Genomic DNA, 22,525 nt, shown 5'->3' with positions numbered 1-22,525 from the left:
GTTGGCGCGCTGCCTGTTGGATGCTCGCCATCGATTTGTACGCCCGGGCTGCAGACATCGATGTGCCAGTGCACATCGTCCGCGCCACTGAAGGCCGTTTCCCGCCGGGCCTCTACGAGGCGCTGGCGGCGAAGATACCCCGTGGCCGGGTGAGCACCATGGCGGGCGGTCATCTGCTGCCGATGGAGGTCCCGGAAGCGGTGGCGGAGCTGCTGCTTCAGGACCAGGAGATCAGCGCAACGACGCGCCGAGCAGATCCCGGGCGATGACATGCCGCTGCACCTCGCTCGGCCCCTCGCCGATGCGGCGAATGCGCATTTCCCGGTACCAGCGCTCGAAGGGGAAGTCCTTAGTCACGCCGTAGCCGCCGAACATCTGGATGCATCGGTCCACCACCCGCCCGCCGCCCTCGCTTGCCACCAGCTTGGCGATGGCGGCTTCGGTGCGAAACGGCTCGCCGCGCTGAGCCTTGTGGGCCGCGTCCAGGGTGAGCCAGGTGGCTTGCCGGATGTCGATCTCGTTGTCCACCAGCATCCACTGGATCGCCTGGCGTGACGCCAGCGGGGCACCGAAGGTCTCCCGCTGCGGGACGTACTCGAGGGCCATCTCGTGTGCTTTCACGGCGACCCCGATGCAGCCGGCGGCGTACGGCAGGCGCTGTCGGGTGAGCCGGTCGTTGGCGATGGCGAACCCGCCGTTGACTTCCCCGAGCACGTTGCGATGTGGCACGCGAACGTCCACCAGCTCCAGCTCGGTGGCAGGATGGGCGGCGCGCAGCGTCGGGATCACCCGGCGCACGTGAAACCCCGGCATGTCGGTATCGACCAGAAAGCAGGTGATGCCGCCGCGCCCCTTGTCCGGGTCGGTGCGGGCGAACACCAGGCCGAAGTCGGCCTGGTGCGCGCCGCTGATGAACATCTTGGTGCCGTTGATGATCCAGTCGTCGCCGTCGCGTATGGCCCGGGTGCGGATCGCGCGTGCCGGGTCACTGCCGCCGGAAGCTTCGGTGAGGCCGAAGAAACCGCGTTTTTCCCCCTGCAGGACAGGGTACAGGTAGCGCGCCTTCTGATCGTCGGTGGCCTCGAATAGCTGCGCCAGGCCCATGCCCCCGAATACCCCGTAGCAGGGCGCGTACAGACCGGCGCGGTGCTGGCTCATCTCGATGGCGAGCAGCACGTGGGTCACCAGATCGACTTCCGGCCCACCGTATTCCGGCGGCACGCCGAGGTTGTAGAGCCCCATGCCGCGGGTGAGCCCCACCAGCCGGGCGTGGATTTCCGGATCGAGGCTGTCGGCGTCGGGGTCGAGCCCGAGCTCCAGCGGCAGGATCTCCTCACGGACGAAACGACGCACCATGCTGACGAGGAGATCCTGCTCGGCGGTGAGCTGAAGGTCCATGACCCCTTCTCAACCGGCCGTGTGGGGCCGGAACCCGAACAGCCGCGCCGCGTTGCCGCCGAGGATCTTCTCCCGCGACTCGGGCTCTAGCGCCTTCATGGTCCGCTCGATGGCCTCGGGGGAATGCGGCCAGGTACCCTCGTGGTGAGGATAGTCGTTGGCCCACATGAAGTTATCCACCAGATCGAACGGCTCCGCCAGCGCGAGCCCCACGGGATCTTCCTGGAAGCTCGAGAAACCGTGGCGGCGGTAGTACTCCGACGGCAGCGCCTGGAGCTTCGGACGCGCCCACATGTGATGCTTGCGGTAGGCCTCGTCCATGGCTTCGAGCGCCCATGCCACCCAGCCGATGCCGGCTTCGATGGTGGCGAACCGCAGCTTCGGGTGCCGTTCGAGCACGCCGGACGCGCACAGGTTGGCCAGCGGCTCGATGGTCGGCGACAGCGAGTGTGACACGTAGTTGATGACTGCACCGCCGTGCCCTTTCGACGCCCGGGGGTCGCGGCCGGTGGACACGTGAAACGTGATCGGCAGATCGACGTCTTCGATCAGTTCCCAGAGCGGTTCGAACTCCGGCAGGTTGTAGTTCAGGTGGTCGTGATCGTGGGGGCCGAAGATGGGCTTGCAGGGCAGGCAGAGGCCGCGAAATCCGAGCTTCGCACATCGGCCGATTTCCCGCATTGAGCCTTCGATGTCGGCGGTTGCCACGCACGCCATGGGTGAGAGCCGGTCGTTGTAGTCGGCAAAGGTCTCCCAGGCCCACTCGTTCCAGACTCGGCACATGGTCTGGGCGAACTCGGCGTCGCGGGTGGCCCACATCATGAGGCCTTTGTTGGGGAATAGAATCTCCGCGTCGACCCCGTCGATGGCGAGGTCGGCCAGCCGCTCCTGCGGGTCTCGGCCCGCCTGGCTGCGCGCCAGGTCTTCACCTTCGAACATGCTCTCGCGCAGCTTGGTCGGGCGAGACCCCTCGGAGACCATCCACTTGCCGGCCTTCTCGTCGGTTTCCACCCGTGGCAGGCGGCTCTTGAAGCGCTCGGGCATGCGGTCGTAGAACAGGTTGGACGGCTCGTTGACGTGGCCGTCGGCGGAGACCACGAACAGCTTGTCCGGTTCCGTGGGCCGCGCAGTTCGGGGCCAGCCTTCGGCACCCGGCGTGTCGAGGCGCCAGCGGTTCGGTTCGTTGACTTCGATCTTTCTCGCTTCCATGTCTATCCTCCTGAATTCGGGAAGTACAGGTTGGCTAACCTGTGAGCTGCCATTGCAGCAGTGTGTACGGCGGCTCTCCGTCAGGGCGATGCTCGAAAACGCCTTCGACGGCGCCGCCGATGGGCACCGGCTGGTGGGGGTCGCCCAGCAGATTGCCGACGAGCCGGACGTGGTCCGCCTGAGGCAGTTCTACGAGCACCACCAGATACGGCCCGTGCTGCGCGAGCGCCGGATGCACCGGATGCCAGACCCGCTCCCAGCTGAAGATGCGCCCGGCCGCTTCGGTTTCGGCCCAGTCCAGGTCGAAGGACAGGCAGCGGTGGCAGATCCACTCCGGCCCCCACTGCCAGCCGCGGCAGGCAGTGCAGCGCTGGATCAGCAGCTTGCCGCTCAGCAGTCCTTCGTAGTAGGGCGTATCCAGACCGTCGCGGGCCGGACGCGGCGCGGGCAGGCCCGCGGGCAGATGATTCGCTGCGGCGTTCACAGCACCTCCTCGCTGCCGAAGATGGCGTTGCTCGCCGGGGTGACCATGGGTCCCGAGGTAACCATGGAGACCCGGGCGCCGGATACCGGGTTCGGGGAATCTCCACGGATCTGCCGCACGGCCTCGATGACGAGTTCGAGGCCATGCATATAGCACTCGGCCAGGTTGCCGCCGCTGGTATTGAGGGGCAGCCGGCCGGCGGGCGCAATCAGGTTCTCGAACGTGAGCACCTCGTTTGCCTGCTCGGGCGTACAGAAGCCGTGCTCGATGATGGACATCACCACGCCGCCGGTGAAGTTCTCGTAGCTCTGCAGCACGTCGACGTCCCCGGGCGTCACCTCGGCCATCTCATAGAGCCGCGGCGCCAGCGTGGTGAAGCAGGCGGTCGCGTACAACGGCGCGTTGTGGCATGGGGCACCGGCGCGGTGCTCGGACCCGGTGGTGGCGCCCAGCAGGTACACCGGCGTGTTCGGCAGGTCACGGGCACGTTCGGCGGGCACCACGATGAGCGCCGCCGCGCCATCGTTTTCCATGCAGCAGTCGTAGAGGCGATGAGGCTCGACGATCCACCGCGCCTCGTCGTAGGCCTCAGGGAACAGGAGCTGGCCATGCATGACCGCCCGGGGATTGTTCTGGGCATGGTGATAGGCGGCCAGGGATACCGCCTTGTAGGTGTCGCGACTCACGCCGGTCTCGTGCAGGTGGCGCATGCAACGCATGGAGAACATCTGCGCCGGCGACATCAGCCCGTAGGGCATCGTATAGGCGGGCTCGCCCGAGACGCCCGGAAGCCTGGGCCCCTGGCCGAAGCGGGCGAACTGGCCCTGGGCCAGGGCGCGGAACACCACCACGCAGCGAGCCATGCCGGTGGCGACGGCGAGCCGGGAGGGGTCGTTACGATCGTTGCTGTAGGAGGCAAAGCCGTCGATCTCGCGCGGATCGATGCCGGCGTCCTGCGCCGCGGTCAGAATCGCCTTCAGTGCCAGCACGAATTCCGGATCCTCGGCGGCGCCCCGCTTGTAGTAGTTGGTTTCGCCCACGCCGGCAATGGCGGCGCGGCCTCGCAGGGTCCGCTCCCCGGCGGCTGACGTCGTCATTGTCCGATGAACCTCCCGGTTCTGCGCTCGGCCACGGCGCGCACGCCTTCGCGCGCGTCCGCCGTCTTGAGCAGCCAGTTCTGCTCCTCGAGCTCGTGCGCCGTGGCCTGCCGCACCTCGTCGGCGAGATGCCCGCGCAGGGTCTGCCGCACCGAGACCACGGCAAGCGGCGCTGCCGCGGCAATCTGCAGCGCCTTCTGCCGCGCGGCCTCGCGAACGTGGTCCCGGCTGACCAGCCGGTCCAGCAGCCCGAGCGCCAGCGCTTCATCACCTTTCACCCGGCGGCCGGTATAAAACATGTCGCACGCGGCCTGCACGCCGATCAGGCGGGGCAGCGTATAGCTCAGGCCGAACCCGGGATGGATGCCGAGCAGCGTGAAGTTGGCACTGAAGCGTGACTCGGGACAGCCGACGCGGAAGTCGGGCACCAGGGCGAGCCCGAGCCCGCCGCCGACGGCGGCACCGTGGATGGCTCCGACGATGGGTTTGCGATTGCCGAACAGTCGGACCGCCTGCGCGTAGAGGTGTCCGTCGACGCCGTCGCCGCGCGAGCTGCGCAATCCTGCCGGCTGGGCCCCCTGGCGTCCGCCCTGAAAATCGGCGCCGGCACAAAAGGCCCGCCCGGCGGCAGCGAGCACGATCGACCGGCACTCCGGCTCCTCGTCCAGCGCCTCGAAAGCGTCCGCTAGGCCGGTGAGCATGTCCATGTTGAAATGGTTGTGGTCGCCGTTCCGCAGCTCGACGGTGGCGACGTGGTCGTGGTCCAGGGTCACGTCCAGCAGTGGGTAGGGGCCGAGCTTGCGCATGAATCGTCTCCTCAGTCCGGTGGCGGTTCGGGGGCCTGGCGAATCACCCCCGCCTCTTCGAGGCGCCGCACGCGATCGGCATCGAACCCCCAGTCGAGCAGCACCGTGCGGGAGTCCCCGCCGGACGCGGCGGGCGGCCGGGTGAGCTCGCAGGGCGTGCGGCTGAAGCGGGGCGCCGGCGCCGGTTGCGGCACGCCGCCCGGGGACACGAACGTGTGTCGTGCCCGGTTGTGCGCGTGCTCGAGGCTCTCCGAGAGATTCAGCACCGGCGCAAAGCAGGTATCGCTGCCCTCGAGCAACTCGCACCACTCGTCCCGGGTCCGGGTGCAGAAAACGGCGGCGAACCGCGCCTTCATTTCCGGCCAGGCAGTGCGGTCGTGTTGAGGGGGCAGGTCCGCGGCGTCGAGCCCCAGCTTGTCGAGCAGCTCGGCGTAGAACTTCGGCTCGATCGCGCCCACGGAGACGTACCTGCCGTCGCGGGTCTCATAGACGTTGTAGAAGTGCGAGCCGCCATCGATGGCATTGGTGCCGCGGCGCTCGCGCCAGCGCCCGGCGTGCTTCATACCGTAGAAGAGCGTCATCAGGGACGCGGCGCCGTCTGTCATCGCGCAGTCGATCACCTGACCCTGACCGGAGCGGCCGGCTTCGATGAGGCCGGCGAGCACGCCCATGGCCAGATAGAGCGCACCGCCCCCGAAGTCGCCGACCAGGTTCAGGGGATGAACGGGCGGCTCGCCTTCGCGGCCGATGGCATCCAGGGCGCCCACCAGCGCGATGTAGTTGATGTCGTGCCCGGCCGCCTGGGCAAGAGGGCCGTCCTGCCCCCAGCCCGTCATGCGACCGTAAATCAGACGGGGATTCTCGGCGAGGCAGGCCTGCGGCCCCAGGCCGAGCCGCTCCATCACCCCCGGGCGGAAGCCCTCGATCAAGGCATCCGCCCGGCTCACCAGCGCCATGACCGTGCTCACCCCTTCTGGCTGCTTGAGGTCCACGGCAACCGAGCGGCGGCCGCGCAGCAGGGGATCCGCCGCCGGCTCCCGCGGCAGGCCGAGATCGGCGGGCGCCACGCGGTCGACACGGACGACTTCGGCGCCAAGGTCGGCGAGCAGCATTGCGCACATCGGCCCGGGGCCGATGCCGGCCATCTCGACGATGCGCACGCCTGCGAGCGGTCCGGCCACGTCTATCCGCCGCCTCGGCCGCTGGATCCGGGCAGCGGCAGGCACGTGGTCATGGAGGTGCCGGTGCCGAGCAGCATCTCGTCGCTGCCTACCCGGATCTCGGTGCACGCGAGGCCAGCCTCGATCTGGGCGAGCCGGCAGTAACTCTGCAGATGCGATCCTGCATAGCTGGCGCCGGAGAAGCGCAGGGCCAGGTTCGGATTCGGCAACGACGCACGCCCGCTCACTGCCCGGCCCACCGGCGGCCCGACCGAGATGTCGGCGGCGATGCACACCGCCTCGGCGGTCGCTCCCCGGACATCGAACCCCAGACGGATGCGGGTCGTCGTGCTGTCGCCGGAACTGGCGACGATTTCGGGTGCGAAGGTGTCGATCAACGGGATTGGGTGGCCTGCCGGCTGTCGCCATGGCAGCGGCTCCGCGGAGTGGTCGGCGGGTACGCAGATCGTCGGTAGAACCCTGAGAGCCTGCTCGAGCCGGTCGGCATTCACCAGAGTCACCAGCGCCGTGGTGCAGAGCGATCCCGTGTGGTCGCGCGTCTCGGTAGCGATCACGGTCAGCGTACGGCCTTCGCTCAGCGGCCGTGTGGTCACGGTTGCCGTGCCGGGCCGGCAGCCCTTCAGAAAATGACAATCGATGGCTGCAGGCACCAGTCCGTGCCGTTCGCCGCGGGCGGCGTGTAGCGAGACCGCCGCCGCAACGCCGCCGTTGGTGCCACCGAAGGCGCCGTTGAACCGTGCTTCGAGCTCGAAGGTCCAGGATCCATTCTGTCGGCGGGCCTGGAACAGGTTGGCGAACGTGCTCACGCGCGATACCGGGCCCGAGCCTGGGACAGCGCGACTTTGCCGTCCTGGGTCACGGCCTGCACGACGGCGCTGCCCGGTTCCTCGACCCATATGCGGGTGATGATCTCGTCTTCGAACTCCACGCGCTCGGAGAATCGCCCCTCGAGACTCACGAAGTTCGCGGGGTCGTTGCCACACAACTCGTGCAGCACGGCGCGGCCGACGAAGCCGTAAGTGCACAGTCCGTGCATGAACGGCTTGTCGTAGCCCGCCTTCCCCGCAAACTCGGGATCGATGTGCAGCGCGACCCGATCGCCGCTCAGACGATAGATTGCACCCTGTTCCTCCCTCGTCACGTCCCGTACCTCGTGATCGGGGGCACGGTCCGGCGGCTGATTGAGGTCGCGGGTGCTGGGCCCGGATTGGCCGCCGAACCCGCCGCCGCCGATCCAGAACAGCGTGGAGTGTGTCGAGAATACGATGCCGTCGGCGTCGCTGAAATCGGCGGTGACGCCGATGACGGCCGCCTTGCCTTTGTCCCAGATCTCCGAGATTCGGCTGGTCATGGTCAGCTCGCCGCTTGGCGGAAGCGGCCGGTGCAACGTGATGCCTTGCTCTCCGTGCAGCATCCGCGCGATGGGGAGCTCCACCACCTTGTTGATGCTGCCCATGGCCCGCATCCCGGGAATGACGGCGAAAGTCGGCAGCACCTTGGGCCCCCGCCCTTCGTAGATGAAATCGAGATCTCTGCTCGGCCGTGCGCCGACTCCCAGGGCGTAGAGCATCACGTCTTTTTCGTTCCAGCTTACCGTGGTGGGCTCGAACTCGGTCCCCACCATGTCAGGCGACAGCGCTTTTGCGGCCATCAGTTACCTCCCTTGTTGCTCGCGGACGGCATCATCTCCCAGCGACCGTTGTCGAACCGCACTTGCGGCTCACGCGGCAGCCCCAGACCACGTTCGGCGATGATGTTGCGTTGGATGTTTGCGGAGCCACCGCCGATGATGCCCGTAAAGCAGCCGAGCAGGCTTTTCTGCCAATCCCGCTCGGCCTGGTAGGGGCTGCCGTTGTAGAGCGTGCCGGTCTCGCCGAGCACGTCCACGCCCAGGGAATAGATGTCGTACGCGAGCTCGGTTGCCGAGAGCTTGGTGATCAAACCCTCCGTGCCGGTCTGCTCGCCGTTGATCGATTGCGACAGCAGCCGCATCCCGTGGTACTTGTTGGCCAGCGTACGCCCCTGAAGCCTGAGCAGCCGGTCGCGGTAGTGGTCGAGGTCCATGGCCCTGCCCGAGCCGACAGTTTCCTCCTGGAGCAGCTCCACCAGGCCTTTGATGCCGCTCTGGCCCTGATCGGCGCTGCCGAGCATGCCGCGCTCGTACTTGAGCGTCACGTTGGCCACGTGCCAGCCCTGGCCGCGGGCACCGACGATGTTCTTTGCCGGGATGCGCACGTCGTTGAGGAACACCTCGTTGAACGTCGCGTCTCCGGTCATGGTGACGAGCGGACGGATGTCGATGCCGGGCCGGTCCATGGGCATCAGCAGATAGCTGATACCGTGGTGCTTCGGCGCTTCCGGTTCCGTGCGCACGAGGATGAAGCACATATCGGCGACGTGGGCGGAACTGGTCCAGATCTTCTGGCCGTTGATGACCCAGTCGTCGCCATCGAGCTCCGCTCGGGTGCGCAGGCTGGCGAGGTCACTGCCGGCGCCAGGCTCGGAATAACCCTGACACCAGATCATCTCGCCATAGATGGTCGGGCGGATGTAGGCGGCGCATTGTTCCGCGGTACCTACTTCCAGCAGGGTCGGCACCAGCATCGAGATGCCCTGATTGCTGAGCCCGAGGGGCAGGCCGGCGGCCAGGAATTCCTCCTGAATGATGCGACTCTCGATGATGTCGGGCTTGGCGCCGTAGCCGCCGTGCTCCTTGGGGATGGTGCGAGCGGCGTAGCCGTGCTCGATGAGCTTGGCCTGCCAGGCCAGCACGTCGGGGTTCGGACGCTCGGTGACGCCTGGTATGCCGCGGCTGCGATGCTTCGCCGGACGATGGTTACGGCAGAACTCGCGAACTTCAGCGCGAAACTCGTCGTACTCCGGGCCGTAGCTCAGATCCATGAAAGACTCCTCAAGTGGCAGTGGCGGTCAGCGGCTGGACCCAGCCCTGATCGACGGCAGCGGCGTGGCGGACGGTTTCGGGGCCCCCGAGCAGCTGGCGATTCGCTTCGATGCGCTTGTACCAGAGGTGCAGGCCCAGCTCTTCGGTGAAGCCCATCCCGCCGTGAATCTCGATCGAGGAGCGGGCGATGAACTTGCCGATCTCGGAGGCCAGGGATTTGGCGTGACAGGCGTGCAGGACCCGCTCCGCCGGCTGTTCGTCGAAGACGTGGGCGGCGTACCAGATCAGCGAGCGGCACGGCTCGAGATCGGTGACCATGTCAGCCAGGAGATGCTTGACGCCCTGGAACGAGCCGATGGGGCGGTCGAATTGGAAGCGTTCCATCGAGTAATCCCGGGCCCGGAACAGCATGGCCTCGGCGGCGCCAAAGGTGTCGGCTGCGAGCATCAGCCGCCCCGCGGCCAGGAGGGCGTCGATGGCCTGTGCCGCCCCTCCAGATTCGCCGACGGTCTCGAACGGCGTGCGCTCCAGGCCGACGACGGCAAAACCGCGGGTACGGTCGACGTCGTTCAGCATCTCGATCGACACGCCTTCCGCATCACGCTCGATGACTACCAGCGTATCTGCGTTGGCGGTCAGCAGAAAATGGCTGGCGTCGCTCGCATCGAGCACGAAGTAGCAGCGTCCCCAGGCGCGATTGTCCTCGAGGGTTACCTTGCCGAAGTGGCGTGGTGCTCCAGCGACCTCGGTGAGGCCGACGCCGTAGCGATGTTCGCCGCTCGCAATCGGTGCGAGATGTCGCTCCCGCTGCTCAGGTGTGCCGGCGAGCTGCCAAGCCAGCGGCGCCAGCACCGCGGTGCCGAGATAGGGGGCGGGCGCCACCGACCGCCCCATGGATTCAGCAATCACCTCCGCCTCCAGCATGCCGAGCCCGGAGCCGCCGTGGTCTTCCGGAATCAACGCCCCGGTGACGCCGAGCTCCACCAGCGCCCGCCACAGATCCGGGTCGCATGGCTGGCCGGCCGTGCGCTTCAATGTCTCCAGATCGAGACGCTCCCCCAGGCAGCGGCGCAGCATGTCCTGGAGCATCGTCTGTTCTTCGCTCAGTCCAAAATGCATCAGTCCTCCAATGTTGTCTTCGATCGGCTGAACCGGACCCTGACTCAGGCCGCGGCTCGCAGCGTGCCGAGGTCGATGCCATATAGTTGGGCGACGTTGTCGCACAGGATGGCGCGTTTCTGCTCGTCGGTGAGCTGAGCCGTGTGCTCGGCCAGCATCTCCTGTGACCAAGGCCAGGTCGAATCCGAGTGGGGGAAGTCGTTGGCCCACATCAGCCGGCGCCAGTTCATCTGATCGGCAGAGCGAAAGGCCACCCAGTCGTCCTGGAACGTGGTGTAGATGTGATCGGCAAAGAACTCGCTCGGCAACTTCGACAGCGTGACGCCGGGCGCGAGCCAACGGCGGTGTCGCTTGTACGCATGATCCATGCGATACATGTAGTGGGGGACCCAGCCTGCGTCCGCTTCCACGCAGACGACCTTCAGATCGGGGTAACGTTCGAATACGCCCCCGAAGATCAGCGTCCCCATGATGTCCTGGTTGCCGCGGATGATGGACAGGAAGCTGTTGATGCGCGGACCGCGGAAGTGGCTCGACCCCCGGATGGTCAGAATGTGAAACGACACCGGCAGACCGAGCTCGATGGCCGCCTCCCAGACCGGGTTCCAGACCGGGTCGTCGAAGTCTTTCTCCCCCGGGTTTCCCGAAAGCATGACCCCCCGCAGGCCCAACCTCCTGATCTCCCGGAGATCTTCCACCGTGCGCTGTGGGTTCGTCGCAGCCGATTGACCGCAGCCCAGCAGACGGGCCGGGTGGGTGGCACAGTATTCCGCAATCCAGCGGTTGTAGGCCGCGAAGCAGGCATCTTTGTAGGCGAAGTCGCTGTGGTTGCACAGCATCATGCCGACCGTTGGGTAGATGATTTCTGCCGCCACGCCGTCCTGATCCTGCTCGGCGAGCCGAGCGTGTGGATCCCAACCTCCGCGATGCAGGTCGTCGAACCGAACCCCGCCTTCGGCGAGGTCGTCGGGATCCTTGCCGGCGGCGGCGACCAGGCCGAGCGCGATGGGGCGCTCCATGCCGTCAATGACGAACACGTCGCCCTGACTCTCGGTCGTCACGATGCGCGGCGCCTTGTCGCGCCATTGCTTGTCGATGTAGTCGGTATACGTGTTCGGAGCTTCCGTGATGTGGGAGTCCGCGGAGATGATGGGGTAATTCATGAGGGTATCCTACGAAGCTGTTGAACGAGGGGGGTAGGGTGAACGCCGACGTCGAATGGTCGATCGAGAGCCGCGCGTGCGCCGGATACCAGGTCGGCGAGTATATTTTCGGTAGGCCGGATGCATCGGATAAAGCCGGCGGCCGGGCCTGCGGTGCCCGGGTGGACGTCCGCGCGGCCGCTGCTGAGGGCGGCTGCCAGCACTGGGCCGGATATCCGGGCCTGGTAGGGTGCGGCGAGCGGCTCGAGCTCGGTGCGCTCCCACGTGTCGGTCCAGCGCGAGCGCAATGTTCGCAGCGGCTGACCGGTGATGGATCGGGTCACGACCGTGGAGTCGTCGCCGGCACCAATCAGCGCGCGTCGTTGAAAGTCCGGCAGGCGGGCCTCGCGCGCCGCAAGAAATGCAGTGCCGATCCACGCGCCCTGTGCACCGAGCATCAACGCGGCTGCGACACCGCGCCCGTCACCGATGCCGCCACCGGCCAGCACGGGCAGTCCGGGTCCGAGGGCGTCGACGACTTGAGGGACGAGCGGCAGGGTACCGACCGGTGCGTTCGGTCCGCCGGCCTCGTGGCCCTGAGCGACGACCACGTCGACACCGGCGGTTGCCAGCTGCACCGCGTCCCGGACAGTTCCGGCCGGGGCGATCACCAGGATTCCGTGATCGTGGAGTACCTTGAGATCGGGAAGCGGCGTTCCCAGGCCGGCAGCGAAGACAGGTACCTGTTCCTCGATCACTACCTGGAGGTGGGCATCGAGAAATGCGGGCGTGCATAGTGGGATCACGCCCGGCGGTCCGGATTCGTCCTGATGGTCGAGACCGTGCTGCTCCATGAAGGATTCGGCGAATTCGAGACAGTCGACCAGCTCGTCTGCGGGGAGGCGGGCACGCTGTCCGGGGCGCGGCAATCCGTAGGGCCGGGAATCCGGCAGGGTGAGGAAGACGCCGAACGGTCTGTCGGTGAGTTCGCGGGTGCGGCGGATCAGGGCGCGAAGCTCGTCCGGCGTACCAGCATGAACAGCCAGCATTCCCAATCCGCCGGCATTGGACACGGCGGCAGTGAGTTCTGGGCCGGCGACTCCGGGCATGCCGGCCAGCACGATAGGGTGCTGAATCCCCAGCAACTGGCACAGACGCGTCTCTATGCGCGGTTGAGGCATGGCCGGGATGGTCGAGGGCGCGCTCACGCGCGCTTCTCCGCAGGCGTAGCGTATCGGTCGAGCGTCTTTCTAAGCACGGTGAGATGCTCCTGGCGCCTCGTGGCGATCCACTCTTCGGGCGCGGCGAGACCGATGGCGGCGGGCCGGCCGCCCCGGTCCAGGTTCATCGGCACGCCCACCATGGTGGCGCCGGGTACGATCAGTCCTGTGCAGACGGCAAAGCCGTGCTCTCGCGCCTGCTTGATCGCGCGCCGCAGGTCATCGCGTGACGCCTTGCAGTCCGGGTCTCGGGCCATGGATTGTTGGAGCAGGCGTTCGGCTTCCGGTGGGTCGTACTGGCTTAGCAGCACACGACCCAGTGTGGAGGCGTGAAGCAGCCTTCGGGTGCCCGGCTTGACGTGGTAACGGATGGCCGTTGTGCCCTGCAGGACCTTGATGTACTGCACGTGCACGCCGGACCGGATGGCGGCGATGACCGTGCATTGCGTGGCATCGAGCAGCTCCTGCATGAGCCTCTGCACAGCCTTGACCGGCAGACTCTCATGCTCGACCCATTGTCCCAGCATCGAAATTCGGATGCTCGGAAAGAACTCTTTCTCGGTCGAGTCGTACTCGAGGTAACCGAGACTTTCCAGGCTACGCAGCAGAGCGGCGGCGCTGGAATGCGGATAGCGGAGGTGTTCGGCGACCTCGTTGATCGACACTGGCCTGCGCAGCTCATCAAAGAGCTCGAAGATCTCCAGCACACGTGCCGCGGACTTGACGACGTTGGCTGATGGCGGTGGCAAGATTCCTTCCTTCCCGGGGGCGGATATCGCCGGCTGACGCAACGGCTTTACTTTTAACACATATGTGCGAAAGTACAACAGGTTTATGGGATCAGGGAGATGATCATGAAGGTGATCGTTGATATGGAGCTGTGCGAAGCGAACGCACTCTGCGTGATGGAATGCCCGGAGGTGTTTCAGCTCACGGACGACGACAAGCTGATGCTGCTGAAGGAGCATCCAGGTGAGGAACTGCGGGCCAAGGTGGAAGCGGCGGCCCAGCTCTGCCCAAGGCTCGCCATTACCGTGACCGACGAATGACACTGGAGGACGACATGCAGACACCGACGGCTCCCATCGAGATCATCGATCCCGACTATTACCAGCAGAATGGCTACCCCCACGAGTTCTGGGCCGAATTGCGTCGCGACCGTCCCATCGCCTACTGCAAGCACCCGAAGCTGGTTCCTTTCTATGCGGTCACCCGCTACGAGGACATAGTCAACATCTCCAAGCAGCCGAGCGTGTTCGAGAACGCGCCACTGCTCTCCGTTCAGCCGGAGGCCGAGGAAGACCTGATCTCACGCGTGCGGACGCTATTGAACATGGATCCGCCCGACCATCGTATCTACCGTCAGCTCATGAGCCGGTACTTCACCAAGCGCCGGTTGAACGAGGATCAGCACCGGTTGGATCACGTCGCGGAGGTTCTGCTTGACAGCGTGGCGGACGAGACGGAGATGGATTTCGTCACGCGCGTGTCGGCGATCCTGCCGCTGGCCGTCATCGCGGAGCTCATGGGGCTTCCGCAGGAGGATCGCGACCAGTTCTTCCGGTGGACGAACGAGATCGTCGGCGCGAACGACCCTGAGTTTCGGCGTGAGGACGGAACGAGCGGTCGGCAACTGGCGGAGCGCGCGATCGAGGAGGTGTTCGCCTATTGCAACGACTTCGTCGAAGACCGCCGCAAGCATCCGCGCGATGACCTGACGACGGTGCTGGCCACCGCGAAGATCGAAGGTCGGTATCTTCCGCCCTTGGAGTTGTTGTCATACTTGTTTCTGCTGATCGCGGCAGGCAACGAGACGACGAGAAATGCCACGAGCGGTGGCGTGCTGGCGCTCATGGAGCATCGCGACCAGCTCGAACTGGTGCAGAAGCAGCCCGAGCTGCTCGATTCGCTGGTCGAAGAGATGGTGCGCTGGACCAGTCCGGTGATTCACTTCTGCCGTACACCGAACCGCGACGTCACCCTGCACGACGTGTCCATCAAGGCGGGCGAGCACCTGACGCTGTTCTACCCCTCTGCCAATCGCGATGAGACCGTTTTTTCCGAGCCGATGCGATTCGACGTTCGGCGCGACAAGAATCCGCAGATCGGATTCGGCATCGGTGAGCACCTGTGTCTGGGCGCGCATCTGGCGCGCAACGAGCTGCGGGCCATCTTCAAAGCATTGCTCGCACGAATGCGGGAGATTGAGCTCATCGAACCGCCTGAGCGGCTGCGATCGGGATTCATCGGGGGCGTCAAGCACCTGAAGGTACGGCTGCGGCTGGACTGAGGCCGATCGGCGAGGAGAGCGTTGGCGGTGGTTAGGTACCACCGACCACCGGTGGGCGGCCGTCGGATGGAGGGTAGTACTATGTGAGTGGCCGTACACAAGGCCCTCCGTCCAGGATCACTCACTCGAAAGATGGTTGCAAAGGGAGTAGGCGTTCCTCCTCTCGACAGCCACCTAGCCCGCTTAGCTCACCGATTTCAGTTCAGCGCGCCTTCGGCGCTCATTTTGCCGTGGACCGGGTGGTTCGAGCGGGCCCATAGGCCGATTAGGTCGCCGACGAGGGCCTTTGCGTCGTTGCGCGAGGTCTGAGTCGGGCTCTGGAGGCACTTTGGCATTCGTCGGAGCGTAGGTCTCCCTGTCAGTCGTAAATACTGACAAGCGAACGCGGCAATCACGGCAATGGCTATCCGGGCGGCGGCCAGGCGGGATGACGACGGAGGTTGGCCAGGATCTGTGCGAAGTCGCTGGCGTACGGATAGGCATCAGAGAACGACAGCCAGACCCTGCGCACGGTAATGCGCACCCGCGCACCGATCTTCAGTAGCTTCAGCCGGATGGTCGTGCACTGCGCCTTGGCGTGCTGCGTGCCGGCGAGCCCCAACCTTCTCAACCCGTGCATCAGCACGTAGGCGAAGGAGGAGAAGTACAGGCGCAGTTGATTGGCCCGCAGGGTCGCAGTGCTGGTGCGATCGGCGAACAACCCCAACTGCTGCTCCTTGATCCTGTTCTCCATCTCACCGCGTACGCAGTAGAGCTTCTCATAGAGGCGCTTTGCACCGGCCTGGCGGATCGGAAGGTTTGTCACCACGAACCGTGGGTTGGCCTTGTTCGGCAGGTATTCCGCCTTGCCCACCACCCGCCGTTCGGCGGACCAGGACTTGCGCGTCCGATAGCGGAAGTCACGGAAGCGACGGGCCGGCCGGCCGGTGCGGGCATGCTCGATGCGTGCCGCCTCCATCGCCTCGCCCAGGACCCGATTCAGTCGCGCATTACGGGCCAGGCCGAGCAAGTAGTTGACCCGGTTCTTCTCACACCAGCGCATGATCGCCTCGCGGCAGAACCCGGAGTCGCCGCGGATCACGATCCGTGTCTTCGGCCAGCGGGCACGGATCTGCGTAACGATCCGCTCGAGCTCTTCGACGCTGCCCGTAGCACCATCCTGATTCGACGGCCGCAGTCGCGCGCACAGCAGGTGCTCGCCGCAGAAGATGTACAGCGGCAGATAGCAGTAACAACCGTAGTAGCCGTGGAAGAACCGCCCTTCCTGGTTGCCGTGCAGGGGATCGTCCGTCGCATCCAGATCCAGCCAGATCTCGCGCGGCGGCTTGTCGTGGGACTCGATGAACAGATCCACCAGCAGACGATCGAACGCCTTCGGATCGGCCGCGATCTTCTTGTAGCGGTCGGACTTGGCCGATTCCGGTGTCGTCAGTTCCAGCCGGTTCAGCGTGCTCGACCCAGCGAGCGGATTGCCTTTGTCACGTTCTCGCTCGCGGTCTTCGCCCGTCAGGTCGCGTTTACCGACCAGCAGCGCCAGCACGCTATCGGCGCGCAGTGTGTCGTGATCGTTGAGGTCTTCGTAGCCCAGTGCCAACCCGTAAACCCGCTGCGCGACCAGCGACAGCACGCCGTGTTCGATGCTGTTCGGATTGCGATAGTCGGTGAAGCACCGAGCCAGCCGATCCGATAAGCCGAGCCGGTGATCAACCTCGCGTAGCAGCAGTCCGCCGCCGTCCGAAGTGATGCGACCGCCATCGAAGCGACCCACAACTTCTCGCGTTCCCAACGCGTGAAATTCCAACTGGCAGGGAATACACTCTGTCGTCATAGGCCTCTCGTTCTGTTGTGGGTAAGTGCTTGGCGGCTCTTACTTTATGCAACAGAGAGAGGCCTATTTCCATAGGGGCGGTGAGTTTTCCGGGCTAGAAAATAAGCGTACTTACTAAGTCGCGACAGTTTGGGTCCAGAACTCTCTCTTTCCTCCACGCGGAACCTGGTTGCGCGTCCGGGGCTCGGCTTTCGTTGCCTCGGGCGCGCGGCACCTTATGCTGCTTTCGCTTTACGTTACTTCTTTGGATCGCGGATCGTTACGCTGCCTTGCGCGACGGCGGCGAGACGCCCTTCATTGACCACGGCAATGTGGACGACGGCGAGTGTTCGGCTCATGTTGATGATTCGGGCAGTGGCACCGACCGTGCCTTTGCTGACGGGGGCGGTCAGGTTGATCTTGAATTCTGTAGTTGCTGCCCACTGCCCCGGCTTCATTGCCGGATAGCAGACGCATCCGAGCATGTGGTCGCAGAATGCCGACAGAACACCGCCGTGCATGTTGCCGAAGGGTGTGAGCAGTTCCTCGCGCACGTCGAGCTCTCCACTCATGGTGCCCGGTCCGGCCGCCGTGATTCTGAAGCCGAGATACTCGTGCAAGCCGCCAGCGCCGCCACGGTTCGCCAGAAAGCCGTCCGCGATCTTCTGGCTGAAGGGTACGTCGGCAACGGGTATGCTGTAATCGTTCACAATCTGCTCCTTATCTGGAGAATGGGTCGGGGGAATGGTTGGGTGAAACGTGTCTATTTCGGGGGGATCAGGCAGGAATGAATGGATTCGTCATTCTCCACCTCCCGGGCAAGCGTCCGGATCGCGAGATCCGCGTTCTCCAGGGAGAAGTCGTGGGTGTGCATTTGTTGGATGGGGGATCGGCCCGACTCGATCAGCCGAATGGCACTGCGGTAGCCGGAGGAGGTCACCCCGATCGCGCCGTGAATGGTGATCTCCTTCATGACGATTAGATCGGAAACGAAATCATCCACCGGCCGGAAACCTTTCACTCCGGCGAGCACGATTCTGCCTCCCGGCTTGACCATGTCGAGAGCATCGCGGACGGGTTTGGTCGCGTAGGCCGAGACGTCGATCACGACGTCGGCGCCGCCGTCGGTCAGGGCTCTGACTCGCTCGACGGCGGGTTCGTTGTCGACGTCGACAGTGTGGTCGGCACCGAAGGCCCGGGCAAGCGCCAGCTTACGTGCGTCGGCAGCGAGTCCAGTCACGATGATCGTTCCCGCCCCCACTTCCCGGCAGGCAATCACGCAGGACAGACCGCGCTGGCCGGGCCCAAGGATGACGACGCTCTCGCCCGGCATCGTTTTCGGCAGTTCGACCGCCCAGCGGAATCCGGCCCCCAATGGATTGAACATCACCGCCAGTTCGGCGGGTAGCGATGGGTCCATGCGATGAATCACCGAGTTAGCGTGCAGATACATGTACTGAGCGTATCCGCCCCAGAGCCCGGGCGACTCGCTCAGCGGGATGTACGAGTAGATGCGACGGTTCTCGCAGAGGTGATAGCGGCCATCGAAGCAGGTGGAGCAGTGTCTGCAGGACAGCATCGTTTCTACCGCCACCCGGTCGCCGACGTCCACGCCCCACCGCTCGGCCGCGACATCCCCGATTCGAGCGATCCTGCCCAGAGGTTCGTGTCCTGGTATCACCGGCATGGGAGTACGCAGAGCCCCCTCATACTGCTCATAGTCGCTGCCGCAGATACCGCAAGCTTCAAGCTCGAGGATGGCGCTGAACGCGTCGATGTCCGGGATCTCGATGTCGCGGGGTTCGAGGATTCGAACGCCCGTCTGCACCATGGCGAATGATTTTCTGGGCAACATGTCCGATCCCTCCGGTTCGCTTGATCACTGTATAGTAAGCTTATTTACTACGCTTGGGGTAGCAGAAACGCTGGTGAACCTGCAACTCGGTGTGCGGTCGCAGGGCGACCGCTGGGATGCACAGGTCTGGGCACGTAACCTGTTCGACAATCACGTCGAGACGCTGATCTTCGACTCGGTGTTCCAGGCGGGAAGCTTCAGCACATTCTTTGCACCGCCGCGCACCTACGGGCTGACGGTCAGCACCAACTTCTGATCTGCGGCTTCATTCGGGCTGAAACCGGCGGCGCCGTGAGGCGCCGCTTCAGCTGGGCCCCTGGCCGTGGCGGTCAGCGGCGGCATGTTCAGCTCCACGCTCCTCACGCTCGTCGTCGTGCCCGCCGTGTACTCGCTGGTGGTGGAAAATCGTCGGACCGTGGCCGCAGTGGCGGATTCTTCAGCGGTGTCTTGAACTCGCCGGAAGCCGGCTGGGAAAACTCAGGGAAATTCCGGGTGTGCATCGCGGGTCTGACCGCGGTGGCTACCGCGTGCCTTAGTCACATGCGGCGGCTCATACCGCTTCGTCAGCCGAGTCCTGAGTGACTAGTGACCCCACGTTGTGGAGGATCCGCAGCAGCACCTTCACGGTGTTTCGCAGATCTCTCGCAGAAACCCCCGTGATCGAGCCGGCATGCAGTTCCCGCGCAATCGACTCCATCTGCGGCTGCATGTCTCTGGCAGCTTTCGTGAGATGGACGCGTTTGACGCGACGATCGCTCGTATCTTCCTTCCGCTCTACCAATCCCTTGCTTTCCATTCGATCCAGCAACCCGGTCATTGCCATGCGACCGACGCCCAGGTACTCGGAGAGTTCCACTTGGGTGACCCCCGGAAAGCGCTGCACATAGGCAATGGCCCGAGCCTGGGCGCGGGAAAGATCGAGAGAGGACATGCGAGCCGCATAAGCGGCGGTGAATGCGCGCGCCAAATCGTGCACGAGAAACCCTAGATGGTCATTGAGTGGATCGGTCATGTCCACCGTACGCAGCTGTTCTCGCATGGGGTCGATTCCTCATCTGGTGTCAGTAGCAGTGGTCGCGTAGTCACTCTCGCCGCAGGCCGGGCCGTTACTGTACCCCGAGCTGCGGGAGCGTCGGGCGAAAGCGGCGGGTGACGAGGCAGTTCTCGGAAGAGCTTTCCTGACCGTCAACGCATATACTACCACGATTGGTCCAGGGCGTTGAATCCTCAACTTCTGCAGGACGGGAGGGCGCGCTGCATCACGGGTCGGCAGGGCTGGATCGACTCATAGCAGAAAAGTGATGTTCTCCTGCGGCTCGTCGATACCCAGCAGAGTGATCTGCTTGTAACGGATGGCCAGACCGCCGTTGTGCTCGACCAGGCGATAAAGACTGCGTCCCGCGTGCAGACGCTGCACGTGAAGTCGGGTCTCGAAGACGACGAAGTTCGCGGCGGCCTCGATCTCGCCGGCGGCGTCAGCATCGGCCACGACGTTTGCAACGATTCGGCGCATACGCGACGGCGGTGATTGGGCGAAGGCCTTGCCGCTGGCCAGGCGGCGCACGTGGTTTTCAAGCACGGCATGGTCGCCATAGAGGATAGAGACCTCTCGGGTGGGGTCGGCGCCTTCGCGATTCGAGGGAATCCAGTAGCGGCAATCCTCGGTAAACAACGCCAGCCAGTCCTCGTACCGGTTCTCGTCCATCAGGCAGGCTTCCTGGTACAGGAATTGCTCGACGCGATGCTGTAGGTCGCTCATGAAGTTTCCATCAGCGCTTTCCAGCGGCGCCACATGGCCCGCTGTGACACCTCGTCCGTTACCTGTCCGACAATGGTGCCGTCCTCGTCGTGTTGTTCCCGGTGCTTGCCGCGCTGAAACAGCAGCCATGGATCGTGGTCGCATTTCAGGCCTTCGGTCACGCGGCTGAACATCTCGATGTCGTCGTGAATGCCGCCGCCCTGAGGGCTGTAAAACGCTTCGTAGGCACGCAGGCGCTGGGTGTTGATCTCGTCCGGCACGCCCTCGAGCAGCGCCGGTGCCAGCAACACCTCGGTGCGGTCGTGACGGATCGGCCGGATCGTCCTGACCTGCTGACCGAGCACAACGAGATTGGGAAAAACGTTCATGTGGGTGCCGCCGGCGCTCAGGACCATCTCCGCGCGCGGTTCCCCGTGGGCGGCCACCAGGTCCTGGTAGTACTGACGGCCCCAGGAGGTTGCCTGGAGCGCTTCGATACGCGCGCGGGCATGGGTGACGTTGTAACGGCGATAATCGAGCAGCGTGTGACCGTTGCCCAGAGCCCGGCAGAGCGCTGCGGAGTTTCCGTCGAACATGTCCACACGCGCGCCGCCGGGCCCGCGCATGCCGGCGAAGAACGATTGATGGGTAAAGTTCGGATGGTAGCCGTCGATGGAGTTCTCCATCTGCAGCTTCCAGTTGCCATCGTAGGCCAGCTTGGATACGCCCGCCTGAAGGCGGATCCTGCCTTCCGGCGAGAGATCGCAGAACAGATCTATCTGCTCCATGCAGGGGTGTCCCAATTCCTCCTCGAGGCCCGCTCCATCGGCTGCGCAGCTCGCGAACACAAACCCGCGATAGCTGCTCACGCGCGGCGGCTTGCCGAGACCGAGGGAGCCCATGTCGAGGTTCTCGTAGGCCTCGGCGTAGGGCACGCGGTCCAGCTCACCGCTCAGCCGGTACTGCCAGCCGTGGTAATCGCAGTGGAACCCCTCGGCATTCCCGGAGTCCGGCAGGCAGACCAGCGCGGCCCGATGACGGCATCGGTTGAACAGCACCTGGACGCGGTGATCGCGGTCACGGCAGAAAATCACCGGCCGCGTGCCGAGGGTGCTGCGTTTGAAGTCGCCAGGGTGGGGAATCTCGCTGTCGTGTCCGATGTATACCCAGCAACGGGAGAAGATGTGGTCCAACTCCTCGCGAAAGATCCCGGGGTCGGTATAGACGTCACCATGCACGGCGTCCGGGCGGACGAGGTGATCGTAGCTGGCGACCGTCGTAGCCTTGATAAGCATGCCCCCCCCTTGTTGAATGCCAATGTGGTCCGCGACCCAGTAGCCTGATTGTATATGAAGTGACAGAATGAGATCGACAGGTTCAAAGGGGGTGGTATGGCGGTATCGGCGCTGGGTTACATCGGGCTCGAGGTGCGTGACACTGCTGCCTGGGACGGATTTCTGCACGATGCGGTTGGACTGATGCGTGGGAGACCGACGCCGGCTGGCATCGCGACCTACCGGACCGACGACCAGGCTCAGCGGCTGTGCCTGCACCACGGTGCGTCCGACGACGTGGGTTACCTGGGTTTTCAGGTGCGCGACCCGGCGGCGTTGCAGGCCGTTGCCCGGCAGCTCGAGCACGACGGCTTCGGCGTCGAGTTGGCGAGCGGGGATCAGTGCGCTGAGCGCCGGGTAATGGAGATGATCCGAACGACCGACCCGGATGGGCTGGAGGTGGAGATTTTTTGCGGACCCTATCTGGCGCCGGAATGCCCGTTTCGCTCCATCGTCTGCTCGGGTTTCGTGACGGCCGAGCAAGGACTCGGCCACGTGGTGTTGTCGGTGGCCGATTCCGATGCCGCGCGCCGCTTCTATGAGCAAGCTCTGGGCTTTTGCCTCAGCGATTTCGTCGTGCTTGGCCCACCTGGGGGGAGCATCGAAATCGTGTTTTTGCACTGTAACCCGCGACATCACACCGTAGCGCTGGCACCGGTACCGGGCGGCAAGCGGCTGCTTCACTTCATGGTGCAGATGCAGAACCTCAACGACGTGGGATCCGCGCTGGACCGCTGCGGTGCGGGAGGCGTGCCGCTCAGCATGGGTCTGGGCTGTCACACCAACGATCACATGGTGAGTTTCTACGCTGTCACGCCATCCGGTTTCGACGTGGAAATCGGCAGCGGTGCCCGAATCATCGACGAAGCGACCTGGCGAGTGGCGCGCCATGCCGCAGTGAGCATCTGGGGGCATCGGCGTCCCCACTGACCGTTCGCAGCGA

General features: G+C 64.9%; 24 protein-coding genes. 5 read left to right on the top strand and 19 right to left on the bottom strand.

The features are described 5' to 3' along the window. Window positions 1-20: 20 nt before the first annotated feature. Window positions 21-269, top strand: coding sequence for a hypothetical protein (locus R3E82_16640; GenBank protein ID MEZ5552513.1), 249 nt, complete (start codon window positions 21-23; stop codon window positions 267-269). Here the strand turns inward: R3E82_16640 and R3E82_16635 are convergent. Genes R3E82_16635 through R3E82_16575 form a run of 13 tightly spaced genes read right to left on the bottom strand, consistent with a single transcriptional unit; the run spans window position 232 to window position 13,307 of the window. Beyond that, window positions 232-1,398 carry an acyl-CoA dehydrogenase family protein gene (locus R3E82_16635; protein MEZ5552512.1) on the bottom strand — a complete coding sequence of 389 codons (1,167 nt, stop codon included), beginning with the start codon at window positions 1,396-1,398 and terminating at the stop codon, window positions 232-234. The genes R3E82_16640 and R3E82_16635 overlap by 38 nt on opposite strands. A 9-nt stretch (window positions 1,399-1,407) precedes the next feature. Beyond that, window positions 1,408-2,607, bottom strand: coding sequence for an amidohydrolase family protein (locus tag R3E82_16630; GenBank protein MEZ5552511.1), 1,200 nt, complete (start codon window positions 2,605-2,607; stop codon window positions 1,408-1,410). A 34-nt stretch (window positions 2,608-2,641) separates the two neighbouring features. Further along, on the bottom strand, window positions 2,642-3,091 hold the full coding sequence (locus tag R3E82_16625; GenBank protein ID MEZ5552510.1) for a zinc ribbon domain-containing protein: 450 nt from the start codon (window positions 3,089-3,091) through the stop codon (window positions 2,642-2,644). Then, on the bottom strand, window positions 3,088-4,188 hold the full coding sequence (locus tag R3E82_16620; protein ID MEZ5552509.1) for a hypothetical protein: 1,101 nt from the start codon (window positions 4,186-4,188) through the stop codon (window positions 3,088-3,090). Before R3E82_16620 ends, R3E82_16625 begins: the two co-directional genes overlap by 4 nt. Next, a complete protein-coding gene (locus R3E82_16615; protein ID MEZ5552508.1) occupies window positions 4,185-4,994 on the bottom strand; it encodes an enoyl-CoA hydratase/isomerase family protein in 810 nt (269 codons plus the stop codon). Before R3E82_16615 ends, R3E82_16620 begins: the two co-directional genes overlap by 4 nt. A gap of 11 nt (window positions 4,995-5,005) precedes the next feature. After that, a complete protein-coding gene (locus R3E82_16610; GenBank protein ID MEZ5552507.1) occupies window positions 5,006-6,175 on the bottom strand; it encodes a CaiB/BaiF CoA-transferase family protein in 1,170 nt (389 codons plus the stop codon). Between the two features lie 2 nt (window positions 6,176-6,177). Continuing rightward, entirely contained in the window at window positions 6,178-6,981 is an 804-nt protein-coding gene (locus R3E82_16605; protein MEZ5552506.1) for a thioesterase family protein, read from the bottom strand. Beyond that, window positions 6,978-7,826 carry a MaoC/PaaZ C-terminal domain-containing protein gene (locus R3E82_16600; protein ID MEZ5552505.1) on the bottom strand — a complete coding sequence of 283 codons (849 nt, stop codon included), beginning with the start codon at window positions 7,824-7,826 and terminating at the stop codon, window positions 6,978-6,980. Before R3E82_16600 ends, R3E82_16605 begins: the two co-directional genes overlap by 4 nt. After that, window positions 7,826-9,076: an acyl-CoA dehydrogenase family protein gene (locus R3E82_16595; GenBank protein ID MEZ5552504.1), complete on the bottom strand. Its 1,251-nt coding sequence runs from the start codon at window positions 9,074-9,076 to the stop codon at window positions 7,826-7,828. The genes R3E82_16600 and R3E82_16595 overlap by 1 nt, the downstream gene beginning before the upstream one ends. 10 nt (window positions 9,077-9,086) lie before the next feature. Then, complete coding sequence (locus R3E82_16590; protein ID MEZ5552503.1) at window positions 9,087-10,196, bottom strand: acyl-CoA dehydrogenase family protein; 1,110 nt, start codon at window positions 10,194-10,196, stop codon at window positions 9,087-9,089. Window positions 10,197-10,240: 44 nt separating this feature from the next. Then, window positions 10,241-11,359 carry an amidohydrolase family protein gene (locus R3E82_16585; GenBank protein ID MEZ5552502.1) on the bottom strand — a complete coding sequence of 373 codons (1,119 nt, stop codon included), beginning with the start codon at window positions 11,357-11,359 and terminating at the stop codon, window positions 10,241-10,243. Beyond that, a complete protein-coding gene (locus R3E82_16580) occupies window positions 11,356-12,546 on the bottom strand; it encodes a nitronate monooxygenase (protein ID MEZ5552501.1) in 1,191 nt (396 codons plus the stop codon). Before R3E82_16580 ends, R3E82_16585 begins: the two co-directional genes overlap by 4 nt. Next, window positions 12,543-13,307, bottom strand: a complete 765-nt coding sequence (locus tag R3E82_16575) for an IclR family transcriptional regulator (protein ID MEZ5552500.1) — start codon at window positions 13,305-13,307, stop codon at window positions 12,543-12,545. Before R3E82_16575 ends, R3E82_16580 begins: the two co-directional genes overlap by 4 nt. A 105-nt stretch (window positions 13,308-13,412) precedes the next feature. On the opposite strand from R3E82_16575, the gene R3E82_16570 reads away from it, so the two are divergent. Further along, entirely contained in the window at window positions 13,413-13,607 is a 195-nt protein-coding gene (locus R3E82_16570; GenBank protein MEZ5552499.1) for a ferredoxin, read from the top strand. A gap of 14 nt (window positions 13,608-13,621) precedes the next feature. Continuing rightward, on the top strand, window positions 13,622-14,848 hold the full coding sequence (locus tag R3E82_16565) for a cytochrome P450 (protein ID MEZ5552498.1): 1,227 nt from the start codon (window positions 13,622-13,624) through the stop codon (window positions 14,846-14,848). 403 nt (window positions 14,849-15,251) lie between these two features. Here the strand turns inward: R3E82_16565 and R3E82_16560 are convergent, their stop codons facing one another. The 3 genes from R3E82_16560 to R3E82_16550 all read right to left on the bottom strand — a co-directional run bounded on the left by R3E82_16560 (window position 15,252) and on the right by R3E82_16550 (window position 18,510). After that, entirely contained in the window at window positions 15,252-16,676 is a 1,425-nt protein-coding gene (locus tag R3E82_16560) for an IS1380 family transposase (GenBank protein ID MEZ5552497.1), read from the bottom strand. A gap of 236 nt (window positions 16,677-16,912) precedes the next feature. Continuing rightward, window positions 16,913-17,365 carry a PaaI family thioesterase gene (locus tag R3E82_16555; GenBank protein ID MEZ5552496.1) on the bottom strand — a complete coding sequence of 151 codons (453 nt, stop codon included), beginning with the start codon at window positions 17,363-17,365 and terminating at the stop codon, window positions 16,913-16,915. Between the two features lie 53 nt (window positions 17,366-17,418). Then, window positions 17,419-18,510 carry a zinc-binding dehydrogenase gene (locus R3E82_16550; protein MEZ5552495.1) on the bottom strand — a complete coding sequence of 364 codons (1,092 nt, stop codon included), beginning with the start codon at window positions 18,508-18,510 and terminating at the stop codon, window positions 17,419-17,421. A gap of 73 nt (window positions 18,511-18,583) precedes the next feature. Between R3E82_16550 and R3E82_16545 the strand changes: the two genes are divergently transcribed. After that, on the top strand, window positions 18,584-18,766 hold the full coding sequence (locus tag R3E82_16545; GenBank protein ID MEZ5552494.1) for a hypothetical protein: 183 nt from the start codon (window positions 18,584-18,586) through the stop codon (window positions 18,764-18,766). 294 nt (window positions 18,767-19,060) lie between these two features. On the opposite strand, the gene R3E82_16540 is transcribed toward R3E82_16545, so the two are convergent. The 3 genes from R3E82_16540 to R3E82_16530 all read right to left on the bottom strand — a co-directional run bounded on the left by R3E82_16540 (window position 19,061) and on the right by R3E82_16530 (window position 21,543). Then, complete coding sequence (locus tag R3E82_16540) at window positions 19,061-19,549, bottom strand: MarR family transcriptional regulator (GenBank protein MEZ5552493.1); 489 nt, start codon at window positions 19,547-19,549, stop codon at window positions 19,061-19,063. Between the two features lie 246 nt (window positions 19,550-19,795). Next, window positions 19,796-20,269, bottom strand: coding sequence for an aromatic-ring-hydroxylating dioxygenase subunit beta (locus tag R3E82_16535; GenBank protein MEZ5552492.1), 474 nt, complete (start codon window positions 20,267-20,269; stop codon window positions 19,796-19,798). Continuing rightward, entirely contained in the window at window positions 20,266-21,543 is a 1,278-nt protein-coding gene (locus R3E82_16530) for a Rieske 2Fe-2S domain-containing protein (GenBank protein ID MEZ5552491.1), read from the bottom strand. The genes R3E82_16535 and R3E82_16530 overlap by 4 nt, the downstream gene beginning before the upstream one ends. A 96-nt stretch (window positions 21,544-21,639) precedes the next feature. On the opposite strand from R3E82_16530, the gene R3E82_16525 reads away from it, so the two are divergent. Next, window positions 21,640-22,512 carry a VOC family protein gene (locus R3E82_16525; protein ID MEZ5552490.1) on the top strand — a complete coding sequence of 291 codons (873 nt, stop codon included), beginning with the start codon at window positions 21,640-21,642 and terminating at the stop codon, window positions 22,510-22,512. The last annotated feature ends 13 nt before the right edge of the window (window positions 22,513-22,525 follow it).

This window comes from Pseudomonadales bacterium, from assembly GCA_041395945.1.
Lineage (GTDB): Bacteria > Pseudomonadota > Gammaproteobacteria > Pseudomonadales > Azotimanducaceae > SZUA-309.
Note: the sequence above shows the minus strand (reverse complement) of the source record. Positions and strands in the feature narration are given on the sequence as shown.